The sequence below is a fragment of the Silvanigrella paludirubra genome, assembly GCF_009208775.1.
Lineage (GTDB): Bacteria > Bdellovibrionota_B > Oligoflexia > Silvanigrellales > Silvanigrellaceae > Silvanigrella > Silvanigrella paludirubra.
Genome location: NZ_WFLM01000002.1, coordinates 197,368 through 212,454, shown reverse-complemented (window position 1 = coordinate 212,454; position 15,087 = coordinate 197,368). Strand labels below are relative to the sequence as shown.

15 protein-coding genes are annotated in these 15,087 nt (G+C 30.2%); all 15 read left to right on the top strand.

Annotated elements, in window-relative coordinates:
* The first annotated feature begins 10 nt into the window (after nt 1–10).
* The 15 genes from GCL60_RS05170 to GCL60_RS05100 all read left to right on the top strand — a co-directional run bounded on the left by GCL60_RS05170 (nt 11) and on the right by GCL60_RS05100 (nt 15,077).
* A complete protein-coding gene (locus GCL60_RS05170; protein ID WP_153418891.1) occupies nt 11–2,242 on the top strand; it encodes a tetratricopeptide repeat protein in 2,232 nt (743 codons plus the stop codon).
* Nucleotides 2,243–2,278: 36 nt separating this feature from the next.
* On the top strand, nt 2,279–3,373 hold the full coding sequence (locus tag GCL60_RS05165; protein ID WP_153418890.1) for a sigma 54-interacting transcriptional regulator: 1,095 nt from the start codon (nt 2,279–2,281) through the stop codon (nt 3,371–3,373).
* Nucleotides 3,370–3,798 carry a flagellar basal body rod protein FlgB gene (gene flgB, locus GCL60_RS05160; protein WP_153418889.1) on the top strand — a complete coding sequence of 143 codons (429 nt, stop codon included), beginning with the start codon at nt 3,370–3,372 and terminating at the stop codon, nt 3,796–3,798. The genes GCL60_RS05165 and flgB overlap by 4 nt, the downstream gene beginning before the upstream one ends.
* A gap of 38 nt (nt 3,799–3,836) precedes the next feature.
* Complete coding sequence (flgC, locus tag GCL60_RS05155) at nt 3,837–4,274, top strand: flagellar basal body rod protein FlgC (protein ID WP_153418888.1); 438 nt, start codon at nt 3,837–3,839, stop codon at nt 4,272–4,274.
* A 24-nt stretch (nt 4,275–4,298) separates the two neighbouring features.
* The gene (gene fliE / locus GCL60_RS05150) at nt 4,299–4,628 is read left to right on the top strand and encodes a flagellar hook-basal body complex protein FliE (RefSeq protein ID WP_153418887.1); all 330 of its coding nucleotides are present in this window, start codon (nt 4,299–4,301) and stop codon (nt 4,626–4,628) included.
* Between the two features lie 52 nt (nt 4,629–4,680).
* Complete coding sequence (fliF, locus tag GCL60_RS05145) at nt 4,681–6,288, top strand: flagellar basal-body MS-ring/collar protein FliF (RefSeq protein ID WP_153418886.1); 1,608 nt, start codon at nt 4,681–4,683, stop codon at nt 6,286–6,288.
* An 829-nt stretch (nt 6,289–7,117) separates the two neighbouring features.
* Nucleotides 7,118–7,636, top strand: coding sequence for a type VI secretion system contractile sheath small subunit (gene tssB, locus GCL60_RS05140; RefSeq protein WP_153418885.1), 519 nt, complete (start codon nt 7,118–7,120; stop codon nt 7,634–7,636).
* 27 nt (nt 7,637–7,663) lie between these two features.
* The gene (tssC, locus tag GCL60_RS05135; protein ID WP_153418884.1) at nt 7,664–9,148 is read left to right on the top strand and encodes a type VI secretion system contractile sheath large subunit; all 1,485 of its coding nucleotides are present in this window, start codon (nt 7,664–7,666) and stop codon (nt 9,146–9,148) included.
* Nucleotides 9,149–9,182: 34 nt separating this feature from the next.
* Entirely contained in the window at nt 9,183–9,731 is a 549-nt protein-coding gene (locus tag GCL60_RS05130; RefSeq protein ID WP_153418883.1) for a hypothetical protein, read from the top strand.
* A gap of 156 nt (nt 9,732–9,887) precedes the next feature.
* Nucleotides 9,888–10,223, top strand: coding sequence for a GPW/gp25 family protein (locus GCL60_RS17535; protein ID WP_153418882.1), 336 nt, complete (start codon nt 9,888–9,890; stop codon nt 10,221–10,223).
* Entirely contained in the window at nt 10,216–11,979 is a 1,764-nt protein-coding gene (locus GCL60_RS05120) for a type VI secretion system baseplate subunit TssF (protein WP_153418881.1), read from the top strand. Before GCL60_RS17535 ends, GCL60_RS05120 begins: the two co-directional genes overlap by 8 nt.
* Nucleotides 11,976–12,755 carry a hypothetical protein gene (locus GCL60_RS05115; RefSeq protein ID WP_153418880.1) on the top strand — a complete coding sequence of 260 codons (780 nt, stop codon included), beginning with the start codon at nt 11,976–11,978 and terminating at the stop codon, nt 12,753–12,755. Before GCL60_RS05120 ends, GCL60_RS05115 begins: the two co-directional genes overlap by 4 nt.
* Nucleotides 12,748–13,827 (top strand): type VI secretion system protein TssA, encoded by a 1,080-nt coding sequence (locus tag GCL60_RS05110; RefSeq protein WP_161998088.1) that lies wholly within the window; start codon nt 12,748–12,750, stop codon nt 13,825–13,827. The genes GCL60_RS05115 and GCL60_RS05110 overlap by 8 nt, the downstream gene beginning before the upstream one ends.
* 24 nt (nt 13,828–13,851) lie before the next feature.
* Complete coding sequence (locus GCL60_RS05105; protein WP_153418878.1) at nt 13,852–14,286, top strand: hypothetical protein; 435 nt, start codon at nt 13,852–13,854, stop codon at nt 14,284–14,286.
* A gap of 146 nt (nt 14,287–14,432) precedes the next feature.
* Entirely contained in the window at nt 14,433–15,077 is a 645-nt protein-coding gene (locus tag GCL60_RS05100; RefSeq protein WP_153418876.1) for a dihydrofolate reductase family protein, read from the top strand.
* Nucleotides 15,078–15,087: the final 10 nt, after the last annotated feature.

The window sequence follows — 15,087 nt, the reverse complement described above, 5'->3', positions numbered from 1 at the left end:
GGGGAAAAGAATGTTGAAGAAAAATTTCTTCACATATTCATTCTTTACATTTCTTACGGCAGTCAATTTTAATTATGACTCCATTCCTGTTTATGCTCAAAGTTCTAAAATAAAAAAAGAAAATAAAATATCTCCCTCTATTGTAGGAGAAGATAGTTACCGTTTGGTTTTTGAATTAAATCAACCAAGAAGGTATGCGACAAGATTTATTAAAGAAACAAGAACATTACAAATTAGAATCATTCCAGCAAGATCAAGCGAATTCAATGCAACTTCTTTTTATGATACAAGATATGTAAAAAGAGTTTTAATTCATGAAGATAAATCAGAAGTTATCGTAGATATTCAACTAAAAAATGTTCCCATTGGTTGGGTTGTTGCGACTCAAAATAAACCTTGGAGAATTATAGTAGATTTTTGGAGAACAGAACCGGAAGAAAAAAACTTAGAAGCCGATTGGAATTGGCAACCAGATTATATTGAAGGATTAAGTAAAGAATCAGTGAAAGAAGGTTTGCCTTCAGCGCAATTTATTGAATCAAATAAATTAGATGATAATAAAAATAAAATAATTTCTAATTTAAGTCCGATAGTAAAAACAGAGACAAAAGAAAGTGATAAGTTAACATCACAAGAAAATAAAAAAAATACAATAATATTCACTAATAAAAACAATCAATCTATAAACAAAAATGGTTTTCCGGAGATCTATGGAAGATTAGAAAAGTTTATTCCAATGCCTGAAGGAAAATCAGCTCAATTGCAAATGCAGATGGGAGCTGCTTTTGGTACAAGAGATGAAGTTGAAATTGGAAAAAAATTAGCGGAAGAGTTTTATAAGAGCGGGAATGAAGCTCAATCACTATCCATTTTTAGAAGACTAGCTGCTTTATCAGAAAAAGGAATTAAATCGGATCCAAAGTTTTTATGGTATGCAGGAGAATCTGCATATTTAACTCATAATTTTAGTTTAGCAAATGACTATTTAAGATCTATAATTCTAAATTATCCTGGAAGTTATTATTCAAGCTTAGCAAAACTCAGAATTATAGATATAGATGAACTACAAAATTCAAAAGAAAAAGGATTTGGTAAAACTAGATTTCAAAATGCAGAAATATATTCTGAAATGGCGTTATCCGAAAATTCTCCTAAAATAGTAAAAATTGCAGCGACACTTCGTGTTTTAAATCAAATTGTGAATGAAAATCCAAGTTCGGCAAAATCATACCAGCAAAATCTCGACGCCTGTGTCGTAGATAGCAGTGTTCCATTTGATTTGATGAAAAATTGTGCATATGATCGAACTAGAGCTTTAATTGAAAATGAAACTATAAATGGTTCTGATGCTGCGGTTCAGCAATTTAAAAAATTGGCACCGGGAGATAATCGGGTATCAGACTTAGAAAAAATTGTTTCTAGTAGAGTTAAAGAGCTTTTGAAAAAAACAGCTCAAACGAAACAATGGGAAGATTGGATTGCTTTTGAAAAAAAAGCGAGACCTTCTTTATTAGAATTTACCTTTGCAGATGGTGATGCTCTATTTACTAGAGCAGAAGCCTTTGAGGCTGTAGGGGAAAATCTAAAGTCAGCGCAACTTTATGGTGCGTTTTGGCAAGCATCAAATGATCAAAAAAAGAAAAATGAAGCAGCCGCATTGGCGGCAAGACTCCTGTATCGAAGTAATAAACCTTCGGAGGCAGATGATTTTTTGCGCCGAATTGAACAGGACAGTAAGAGAAAAACAGAAGGTCTTACAGATCGGTCTGTTACCTCTTTAAGGGAACTATCCGTAGCTCCCTACCGTAACAAAACAGCGTTACGTTTACTTTTAGATGAGATGAAACTTGGTCGTTATGTTGAACGCGACTTGCCAACTCTGGCTGAATGGGCTCAAAGGCTGCGTGGAACTCCTGATGTAGAACCACTTTATGCGAAAATACTCGCATATCCAGCAAAGTCTTTAGATGAAACTCAGACAGTTGAATCGTCAATCATGCAATATGCAGAAGATTTACGGGATTCAGGCAGGTTTGCAAATTCGGGAGATATGTTTCTTGCTGTCGCTAATTTAGCCCAAGGAGCACATCGAGCCGAAGCCGCATATAAAGCAGGAGTTGTATATGCGAGAGTTGGTCTTTTTGAAAAAGCAAAGACCGCTTGGCTATTAGCCGCAAATGACACCAACGACAAGCGTTTTTCATCTTTGGCAAGCGAGAGACTTGATCGCTTAAGTAAGTAAACACCTGGTTTTGGTTCATGTGAGGGAGGTTTGTTTATGAGTGAAGTGCGTCCTGTGGGATTGTTTGACTTAGATTCCACAAATTATGGAACACAGCAAGGTAACAATGCTTTAGAAGGGCGTAGCGTTCATGCAAATACTGTGCCTTCTGAATCAGACAATCGAATTTCTGAAGAGGAAATGCTTCGACACTATCCAACTAGAGATGAGAAAGTATATAAATTACTTGAAGTCGCTAGAACGATTGCACCAACTAAAGTACCAATTTTAATAACTGGTGAAAGCGGAACAGGTAAAGAAACCTTTGCTAAAGCTATTCATATTGCTGGTGGACGTGAACGTGGTCGCTTTATCGTAGCAAATAGCTCTAACATTCCAACTAATTTTTTTGAGATGGAATTATTTACAACTCAAAGATCTTCTCATGATTATAATCAGGGAGCTTTAAATAGACCTTTAGAAACATGTTCTTTAATGTTAGATGAAGTAACAGAATTAGACGCTTCCATGCAATTAAAACTTTTAAGAATATTAAAGGAACAAGATATAAATAAAGGTGCTATTCGTAGAGGAACAGCAGCTGATGCTCGTATCATTGCTTGTAGTCATAAAAATATTCAAGATGAAGTCAATGCCCAAAGATTTCGTAATGATCTTTTCTTTAAATTACATGTGATTCATTTAGAAATTCCATCTTTACGCCAAAGATTAGTGGATATTGATTTTTATTCAGAAATATTTCTTCGTGAGTTCAATATTCAGTTTTCCAAAAATGTTCAATTATCTCCAACTGCAAAACAAGCTCTTAGAACTTATACTTGGCCAGGAAATACACGTGAATTAAGAAATGTTATTCAACGTTCTGTGTTACTTTCAACAAGAGATTATATAGGTGTAGAAGAGCTTCATTTAATGAGAGCTAATAGCAGAACCGAAGTTGCTATGGGTGATCCATTACCGCAAGTTACGTTAATGGAATTAGAACAACGTTTAATTCTTCAAACTTTAAGAAGAATGAATGGAAATAGAACTCATACAGCGAAAGCACTTGGCATTTCACTTCGTGCGTTACGTTATAAATTAAATGAACTTGTTGAGTGTGGATATGAAGTTGAAGGGAAAAATGTATGAGCACTGTAGTTGGGAACCAAATATTTGGAAAACCCGATGCTGTTCTTGAAGAAAGTTTAAATCAAAGACTGAAAAGACAGAATGTGAATGTTGCAAATATTTCAAATTCTCTTACCCCAGGCTATCGGGCATTAGGTTTTGAATTTGAAAAACAACTTCAAGCAGCAATTGGTTCTGATAAAGATCTTATTATGAAAGTAAGTGATTCAAGGCATATTAAAGCACCAGGTATGGGTGCTGACGGTGTTTTAAAACCCGATCTTTTTGTGAAACCAACAGAAAGTATTGGAAATGATGGAAACACAGTAGATGTTGATCAAGAAATGACTGAAGTTGCCGGAAATCAAATTATTTATAAGGCTACAATTGAAACCTTAAATAGAAAATTAGGAATGTTACGTTACGCAATCAATGGCGGAAGGTAATTTTCTTTTTAATATTATTTTGAGGAGAAGGAAATCTTATGAGTTTTTTAGAAGGATTAAAAATAAGTGCCTCTGGATTATCTGCTGAACGTATTCGTATGAATGTAATTTCGTCAAATTTAGCGAATGCGAATACATCTAGAACAGAAGAAGGCGGGCCTTATAAAAGAAAAGATGTTTTATTTACTGCTAGAAATTCAGGTTTAAGTTTTGATAATTTAATGCGTTTAGCTTTTGACCCGAATTTAAAAGAAGTTAAGGTTGATGGAATTACAGAGGATAGAAGAGCTCCTAGACTTGTCTATAATCCAAATCATCCTGATGCAAATGAAAATGGTTATGTTGCGATGCCAAATATTTCAGTAATGGAAGAAATGGTAAATATGATTACAAGTAATCGTTCATTTGAAAGTGATACTCAAGCAATTAATGCGACAAAGTCAATGGCTATGACTGCTATTGGTATAGGTAGATAGTTTTTTTATTAAGGTAAATTATAAATGACAAAAGCAATTTCTGCAGCAGATTTAGATTATTTAAAACTAAAAAATAATTTATTAAACTCTGTTCCACAAAGTGGTGGAGGTACTCCTCCTAATCCTGCAGGTAAAACTGAATTTCAAGATCTTCTTGAAAAAGGAATTAAAGAAGTAAACACAGGCGCAAGAGAAGCGGAAAAAGCAAGTATGGACTTAGCGTCTGGTAGATCTAGTAATATCCATGAAACAATGCTTGCGGTAACAAAAGCAGAGTTAGGCTTTAATATGATGGTGCAAATGAGAAATAAAGTGATAGAGGCTTATCAAGAAGTAATGAGAATGCAAGTCTAAATTTTAGAAATAAAATTCTTAGTGTATTTGTATTCATAAGGGTTTATTAAAAATGTTAGAGAAAATAAAACAATTTTCATCGCAATTTTTAATTCAAAGCAAAGCATTTTATGCTGGACTTACAAAAGGTCGAAAGATTGCAATCGGAATTGGATTATTAACCATATTTTTTGTTCTTTCTGTGTTTATTTTTTGGAAACCAACTGTTAGATATGAACCCGCTTATACTAATCTTTCAGCTGAAGACAAAACAGCAATATTAGCTCATTTAAAAAAATCAGGATTTAAAGATTATAAAATGGAAGGTGACACTATTTCATTTCCAGATGATAAAATTATGGAAATAAAAATGTCTCTTGCTCAAGAAGGATTGCCTAATACTGGAATTGGTGTTGGTTGGGAAAAATTCGATGACCGATCTTTTGGAATGTCTGATTTTGAACAAAGAGTAAATAAACTAAGGGCTCTTCAAGGAGAGTTGTCAAGAACCATAGGAAAGTTAGAGCCTGTGGCCAATAGCAGAGTTCATATTGTGATTCCAGAAAATGCAATATTTGCAGATGATAAAAAATCACCAACAGCTAGTATTTATTTAAAACTAAAATCAGGAAAATCTTTAAGCCAAAGACAAATTCAAGGAATAATTCATTTAACTGCAAGGGCTGTAGAGGGATTGGATCCCAAAGCAGTGGCTATCATTGATCAAGACGGAAATATGTTAACTCAACCAGATGAGCAAGATGGTGGAATAGATAAGGTTACATCAGCGCAACGTGAATATCAAAGAAAAGTAGAAAGAGAATTAGAGCAAAAAATCAGGGATATTTTAGCGAGAGCAGTTGGTCATGACAAGGTAGTTTCTAAAGTAGATGCTTTAATTGAATTCAAAAAGGTAGAAACAACTATATCTGATGTAGATCCAGAGAGAACCGCTGTAATTGCCTCACAACGTAACGAGCAATCTTCACAAGGTAACGGATTAAACCCTACGGGAGTGCCAGGGGCCAAAAGTAACTTACCTGGCGAAAGAGAAGATATTGGAATAGCTGGCGGATTAACAAATAGTACTAAGTCTAGTACAGAAAATTTAAACTTTGAAGTTAAGAAAACTCTAAGTAAAATTGTAGAACCAATAGGAAATATAACCAAATTAAGTGCATCTATTTTAGTGGACGGAAAGCTTGTTGATGGAAAATATGTTGCTCGAACTCCAGAAGAAATGGCAATGGTAACAAAATTAGTAAAAAACGCGATTGGTTTTAAAGAAGGCAGAGATACGATAACAGTTGAATCTACTCAATTTGAGCTTGATGAATTTGCACTAGCAGAAAAAGCTTCATTATCTGCCCGTCAAACCACTTTAATTCAAACCGCAATATTAGGTTTAGTTGCGATTGCAGCCATGTTTTTTATCTACTACGCTTTGGTTCGGCCTTATTTCAGGTGGCTTACTTACGATCCTGAAAAACGTTCAAAAGAGCAATTGGCTCTTGTGGATTATGAGCTTGAAAGAACAGGTGCAGGCGCAAGGAGAGTTAAATTAAAAGAAGATGTTCCATTTGATAAATTGTCCCCAAAAGAGCAAATTTTATATTTGGCTAAAAATGATCCTCAAAAAACAACAGAAGCAATACGCCAGTTACTCAATCCAAATCATTAGATATTTTATGTACTAGTAAAAAGATTATAATCGGATAAGTATCATGAAAAATCGAATAAATGTCTTGATATGTATTTAGAACTAGTATACATTAATAATCAGAATACCTATATGCATTTTAAATGTTTTGTGTATTTATTATATTTTATTAATTTTTATTTTAAATAAACACTTTTTCTTAATACTTATTAAATAACATATTTTTGCTCTTTGGATATAAATAACTTTAATTAAAATATATTTAAAAACAGCAAATTTTTTGACAAAAAATCTAAAATAAACAATTATATATTCAAAATAGTACTATATTGCATTAATTTTGTGCGAAATATATGAAAGATTTTGAAAAATACCATTTGATTTTTTCATAATAATTTATTATGGTAAATTAACATAAATTTAATCAAATTGTAAAAATTAATTTGTCTTTTTTTAATAAAAAAGTTAACTTATGTCATATTATTAAAGTATAAGTTTGTTATTAAATAAAGAGAGCTCCTCTTTTAAAAGAGGAGCTCTCTTTATTTAATTTTAAGATATTTAAATTTGATCTATATAAATGTTCAATTCAAAAAAGAAAAAATTTGCTACTGAAATTTATTACATAATATAAATATATTACATAAAATAATTATACACAAAAAATACATAGTATTATTAATAATTATATATATTTATAAACATTTTAAATAATCTTTTTTCATTGGAATCAGGCTTAAGCGGAAGTAAATAAACTTGGCCTAGATTTTGCTTATAGAAAATTAGCGAGTTGATTGTTGATTCAATCATTCAAGACGTCATTTTAGATTTTCAGGAAAAGGAATATATAATGTCAAAAGGCACACAACAAAAGCTTTCTACATATAAACCACCACGTGTACAAATCACCTATGATTTGCAAGCGAATGGTTCTGTTAAAGAGCAAGATATTCCATTTGTAATTGGAGTTATGGCAAATTTTTCTGGTCATCTTCATACGAAAACCAAAAAAATCAAAAATGAAAAGTTTTTAGAAATAAGTAAAGAAAACTTTAGCTCTGTTGTTCAATCTGTTGCTCCTAAATTAAAGCTAAAAGTAGAGAATAAACTCAAGAATGATGGTTCTTTTTCTCAAATTGAATTGGATATTACTTCAATTGAAGACTTTAATCCTGGGAAAATTGCTAATAAAGTGGATTCTCTTAGAGAGCTTCTAGAAACAAGAAAAAAATTAATTGAATTGCAAACGAATGTAGATTGTAATGAAAAACTAGAAGAAACTTTATTACAATTTATGAAAACTCCTGAAGCACTTAAGCAAATTGCAAGTTCTGCTGGTACAGAAAATAAAGCAAAAGAAGCAGAATAATCATTTTAAAATTATGAGGAAGAAGTCATGAGTTCAACAGAATTTGCAACAGAAACAAAATCATTTTTCGATCTTGAAAATTTAGAAATTCCTATTATGGATCAAGCTTTAGCAAAAGCTGATTTAAATAAAAACAATCAGCAAATCAACAATGTAAAAGATATGTTGACCGTTTTTGCTACAGAAGTTGTTAATGAAAAAATGGAATTTAAAAAAACCATTACACATATGATCAGCCAAAGAATTGCTGATATAGATGAAGATCTTACTCTTCAAATTAATGAGATTATTCATAATTCTGAATTCCAAAAGCTTGAAGCTACTTGGAAAGGTTTACATAATTTAGTTAAATTTTCAGAACCAGATGATAAGCTTAAAGTTCGTATTTTAGACGTTACGAAAGAAGATATCTTATCTGATGCGGACTCTGCTCCACAATTTGATGAGTCAGGTTTATTTAAACTTGTTTATGAAAACGAATACGGAACATTTGGTGGAACGCCATACGGGCTATTATTAGGCGATTTCACTTTTGGTAAAGGCATTGAAGACATCGAGTGCTTAAAGGCAATTTCTAGTGTTGCAGCAGCAGCTCATGCTCCTTTTATTGATGCTGCTAGCCATGAATTATTTAATATTAACTCTTTCGATGATTTAGATAAACCTAAGCAATTGAGTAAATTATTTAATACTGCTGAATTTGCTTCATGGGGTCATTTTAGAGCTTTAGAAGATTCTAAATATGTTACCTTAACTCTACCAAGAGTAATTATACGTGAACCATACGGTGGAAAAAATGGAGTTCCTGTTAAAGAATTTCATTTTGAAGAAGCACTTGATGGCACTGAACATAACAAATATTTATGGGGAAATCCTTCTTTCTCTTTAGCTCAAAGAATGGTTGAGTCATATAGGCAATACGGATGGTTTTCAAACATTCGTGGTTCAGAAAACGGTGGTACTGTAACACAACTTCCTATTCATACCTTTACGGATAATGAAGGTAACAGTACTTTCAAAATGCCAGTTGAAACAGTAATTACAGATCGTCGTGAAAAAGAGCTAGATGATCTTGGATTTCTATCTCTTGTTTATAAAAGAGGAACAGATTCTGCTACATTTTTTGGGTCAAAAACAATTCATAAATTGACAGAGTATGACAATGATCTTGCAAATGCAAATGCAGAACTTTCTATCCAGTTACCTTATGTTATGGCTGTTTCTCGATTTGCTCATTATTTAAAAGTGATTATGAGAGACAAGATCGGTTCATTTACATCACAAGGAGAAATAAATGAGTACTTAAATAATTGGATCTCAAGATATGTTATTTTGGATGACAATGCTAGTATCTATTCAAAAAGTTGTTTTCCTCTAAGGGAAGCAAGAGTTGATGTTGTTCCAGTTCCTGGAAAAGTTGGTGCTTATAAAGCAGTTATGTATTTAAGACCACATTTTTATCTTAACGAGCTAACAGTATCGTTGAGACTAGTAACTGAACTACCTGAGTAATATAAATATTTAATTATTAAAAGGAAAATGTAATATGCAAGATACAAATGACAAAGTATTATTAACTTTACCAGCCGATATGAAAATTGAAGGATCTTATCCTAAAAATAAAGAAATTATTTGTGAGCAAATTAGTTTCCCTATTTTATCTGAAAGAGAAACTGATAAATATTCTTTAAACTTTTTACCAAGTATTACTATTGTTGATAAAAAGGCAATTCCTTTATTTCAAAAATACCAAACAGATCTTTTAGATATTGTTACTTTAAAACTAACAAGTATAAACGAACAAAAAGGTGTTGGCGACAAAGATGGTAAACCAATGAAAAAATCTGAGTTAACTTTTTTCAACGTTAGAATGAAAATAGAAACTCTTACTTCAGAAAAAGTTGAACTTGTTTTTAATTCCATTTCTGGAAACGGAAAACAAGGTGGCGTAAGACAAATTCTTTTCAGTCTTGCTGGTGATAAAAATAACCAATCTATTAGTGACATTCATGCTGACCTTGCTACTAGCCAAAAAATGGTAGATAACGTTCCAGCTGAATGGAAATATGATGGAGCTCCAAGCGTAAAAATTTAAGTTGAATAAGCAAGGCATATTATTGCTAAATAGCCATAATATGCATTTGTTTTTTAGCTGTTAAGTCTTCATATTCAGGAATATAAAAATGAAAAGTATCGAAAGATTATTTTATAATTATAATGAAAAAGATGAAGACTCTTTTTTTTTTCACTAATTAGAAATATTTATAATATTTTAAATACAAGAAGTTCTCTTTCTTGTTCTGACTTTCAAGAATGTTCTAAATTATCTGCTATCCATTTTGGCTTACCAAGTATTACCCATCTCTCTATGGAATCAAAAATTGAAAGACAGCTTTTGTGTAATCTTGTTGAGAAATCAATCAATGCATTTGAGCATAGGCTAAACTTTATTAATGTTGACTTTACTCATTACGATTCTTTAAAGAAAGAAGCAAAGCTTTCATTGAAGGCTGAATATAATGAAGATGATATTGTTTTGAATTTAATTCTTAAAATATCAATTTGGGAGTTTATAGTATATGAGTAAAACAAGTAATCAAGATTTTTTGGGGATTTATATTAATATTCTTGAAGAGTTAAGGGAGAATGGTAAAATATTTTCCCAGCAAAATCCTGAATTAGCACCCTATTTAGATCTATCTTATAGAAAAAGTAATGACCCTGAAACAGAAAGATTAATTGAATCTTTTGCCTATATGTTTGCTCAAGTTGAACATAAATCTCTAATGGCACAAAACGATTATTCTATTAACTTTATACAAAATATTTTTCCTGAATTAATTTCGCCTCTTCCTGCTTTGACAATATTAAAATTAATTCCAGAAAAAAACTCATTTAATAAAGAAAAAAATACTACTACTATCCCAAAAAATACTTTATTTACAGCTTTGAATCAAAATAACATTCAATGTAAGTTTTCTTCTATACATGAAATGATAATTTCTTGTTTAACCATTAATAAATCTCACTATATTGATTCAAATAATAGCAGTCAAAATATTTATTCAAATCGAAGGGCATTTGTTCTTAATCTTGAAACAATCCAGCCATTAGAATTGCAATCTAATAATTCAATAGACATGCCAGTTTATATTGATTCTGATTTTTATTCTACAATTTCTATATATGACGCTATATTTTCTTCTGATAAACCAATTTATATCACTGTTGATGATGAAGAAACACCAATTGTTTTATCAAGAAACAATATAACATTTAAATTTAATTTTGATAGTTTATATAATAGCGATAATATTATTTATCCATTATTTGATTTTATAAACTGTTATCAAAAGTATTTCTTTTTTAATATTAACTTAAAATTTAATAAAAATATCAAAAATAAAATTAGAATTGTAATTCCAATTGAAGAAAAATTTGATAATTTATCTAAAATTGGCAATGATTTTTTGCAATCTAATTGTATTCCAGTATCGAATCATTTTGAATCAAAAATGATTCCAATTAAAGCTAATAAAGATAAAGATGAATATTTGCTTAGAGTTGAAGGCGAAAGTGAAGTAGATATTTTAAATATATATTCAATCAAAGCATATGATTCAGATTCGGGTGAATCCTATTTATTACCTGAATATCATAATCAAAAAAAGACGACAATATTAAAGAATTCTAAAGATATTTATAATGACTTTTGCTGGGCTTCAAGAAGAAATTTTACAAATACGGTTAAAGAAAGTGGAAGTTTTTATGTAAAGATCTTTTTTAATAATCAAAATGTAAATTTTGATAATGTAGTTTGGCCTGATTATCTGTTCCCTTTAGGAAATTGTACAAATGGGATAGAAGCTAATTATATTAAACCATATACTGAATTTAATTGTAGAAATAATAATATATTATTAAGTAAAGTTTACTCTTTATTTGTTCCAAAATATTCTAATCGTCCTTTGAAGCATTTTGGAAATATTGAGATTTTAAAACTACTTTATAGAGTAAATCAAGAAATAGTTTCTAAAAAAATTATTAATGATTCCGAATTTGAAAAAATATTGGAATATATTACAACTAAAGGTAACCCTGTTAGGGCTCTTATCAAACAAATACTTCATAATTCAAATGGATTTAAGGCAGAAGAAAGTGTGAATAAAAGTATTTGGAAAAATCAAGTATATTTTGTTCCTGAAATTTCTTATAAATTAAATTTTAGCAAAAAAGATGGAATTCCAAGAGGCGCATTATTTTTTATAAACTTTTTAAATTCTTATTTTAATTTTATTAGAGATTTTAATTTATCTATCAGTTTTAAAGCAGAATTAATATGAAAATAAATAGTTTTTTCTCAAAATATCTTTCAATTACTGATAATGAACGTATTTACAATATAATGCGTGAAATTATATCATATAATAATATTGATATAGATGAAAAAATGTTTTTTTCCTCGACAGCATATTATAATTTTAATATTGACAATAGAGTAATAATAAAAGAAAGATTCCCATTAAAAATATTTATTCCTGATTTTATTTTAGAAAATTTTTCTTTGCATACTAAAGATCAAAAGAAAGTAATTATAAGTTTTCTCAAAATATTTATTAAAGAGCTTATTTTTTTAAATCATTATTTTGAAGTAAATAAGAATGTATTAAATTATTTGTTTAATTTTAAAAACTATAATGAAAATGATTTTTTAAATAGTCAAAAAAACTTAAATTTGTTTTTTCAGAATTTTTTCAAGCGAAAGCCTAAAATTATTGAAAACATTCCAAAATTAATTACTAATAATAAACAGTTTGTTCTTGGTAAAAATACAATTAGTAGTAAAATTTTAAGTAATGATTATTCTTTAGGAAGCTATTTTTATTCATTTGTAAATAGAATTAAAGTAGTTATTGAAATAGATTCGAGTGAAATTGTGAATTTTAAAGTTTTTCTAAAAATAATTGGGATATCTGGGGTGCAAATTATTTTTTCTAATAATAATTTGAAAAATAACATCTATAAATATTCATTTATTTTTGAAAAGAATAAATGTTTAGGTGTTTATGCAATTCCTAAAACAAATGATTTTTTATATGATGGAGATTTTTATGCTTAGAAATGATGACTTTAAAATATTGCATTTCAATAATTCAGAAGATTTATTGGCGCCAATCTCTTCTGAAAATCCTTGTGGAGTTTATTCAAAAAGAAATCAACTCATTATTAATTTAAAAGATTCAAGAAACTCTTTAGCTTCTGCTGAAATAGAAGATGAGTTATGGTCAAAAAAAGATAAAGATAAATTAGGCTGGGATGATATCTCTAAATTATGTGAAGATATAATTATAAATAATATAAAAGACCTTCAGGTCTTTTCTTATTATGCTGAATCTAAATTTCATACCGATGGTTTTCCAGGCTTAGCAAAATCAATGAGTTTAATTCTTTCGTTATGTCAAAATTATTGGCAAGAAGTAAACCCACCTATCATAGATGAAGATTATTCATTAAGAGCCGCGCCCTTTTTATGGTTAAAGCTAAATTTACCGATTATTATTAAAAATTATTCACTAAATTCTTCAAATGATCCTGAGAGTGCTTTGTCTTGGTATTGGCTTGAAACTCAATCATCTCTGGGCACAGAATTTGCTGCAAAAGCTAAAAACAAATTATCTTTTGAATTAGACTCTTTAAGTTCTAATACCATCAATGAAATCTTTGAATCTCTTCAATCAATTATTCTAGTTCTTAAAATGCTAGAGGAAGAATTTATTATAGAATTAGCAGAATTAGCGGATGAAGATTTATCCTTCTATGATGTCATCACTCTTTGTGAAAATATTATTACTGTTTTTGAAAGCAAATATAATAAAGATAAAAATATTTTTAGAGAAGAACCTTTACTTAATGTAACTTCAGAAAATGAAAAATCTAATAATTTAGCAATAAACTTTGATTCAAATCATGTTAATTCAGTAGAGCAGGCTTATAAAGTAATAGAAGCAGCAAATAAGTTTCTGCTAATGAATGATCCTCATTCTCCATCCCCTTATTTAATAAGACGTGGTCTTGATTGGCGTAAAAAATCTTTATATGAGGTTTTGATGGAGTTATTTTCTACAACATCAAATCCGCAAGAAATTTTTACATTATTAGGTCTTTCACACCTTGATAATAAGAATGAATAAAAATTTAAAGATTGGAAATTATCTATGTTCGCTAATTTTGAAAATACAAATTTGACTAAGCCATTTACATTAAGCAATGGTATGATTCTTCTTGAAATAATGAATCAAAAAAAGAAAAAATTTGACGATTTATTTTCTATTTTAGGGCCAAGAGTTTTAATTTTAGAAATTATAAATGGAAAAAGAAAACTAACGGTAAATCAAATTAAAAAACTTTCTGAATATTTTGAAATGAGCCCTGATATTTTTTTGATTGAAGAGAATCAGCCTAATTCTTCATCATCCCATTTTGAAAACCAAAGTTTAGAACAAAACCCTTTTTCAAATCAGGAAGATCAAAATATGGAAAATTTTGGTTCATCAAGTATGGATAATGAAAACTCAAACTCTCATTTAGAGAACTCTTTTGAGCATAATGATTCATCTAATTATCCTATGAAACCTTTTTGGGAAGACTAATTAAATTTCATTAATGCTGTTTAAGCTGGCAATTACATTCTGTTAAGAAAAAATTAAAAAAAACATATGGAATTTTGTTTATAAGAACGAAGCGGACTAAAATTTACACATAATATTGTCAGATAAATTTTAGTCAGGGAGTCCTCATGAGTAAATTACGCGTATCGTGTTTTAGTCTTTCCATAGACGGTTACGGAGCTGGTCCCAATCAAGATCTCGACAATCCTTTAGGAGTAAACGGTCACTCTTTGCACGAATGGATATTTGAAACACAAACATTTAAAAAAATGTTGTTTAATCAAAGCGGGGGTACAACAGGAATTGATGAAGAGTTTGCAGCACGCGGTTTTCAAAATATTGGAGCTTGGATATTAGGGCGCAATATGTTTAGCCCAAGTCGAGGTAAATGGCCTAATTTTGACTGGAAAGGTTGGTGGGGAGATAATCCACCCTATCACACTCCTGTTTTTATTCTAACTCACCACCCTCGTCCAGTTATCGTAATGGAGGGCGGAACAATATTTCATTTTGTAACCGATGGTATTGAAAGTGCTCTTAAGCAGGCTAAAGATGCAGCTGGAAAAAAAGATGTGCGTCTTGGTGGCGGTGTGGCCACAATTAGGCAATATCTTCAAGCAGGACTTGTTGATGAATTGCATTTAGCAATTTCACCTACGCTTTTGGGAAGCGGGGAACACTTCTTTGTTGGAACAGATCTTTCCAAATTGGGTTTTCGATGTATTGAGCATATCTCATCACTAAAAGCTACTCACATTGTTTTGAAAAAATAATAAGCTCTTT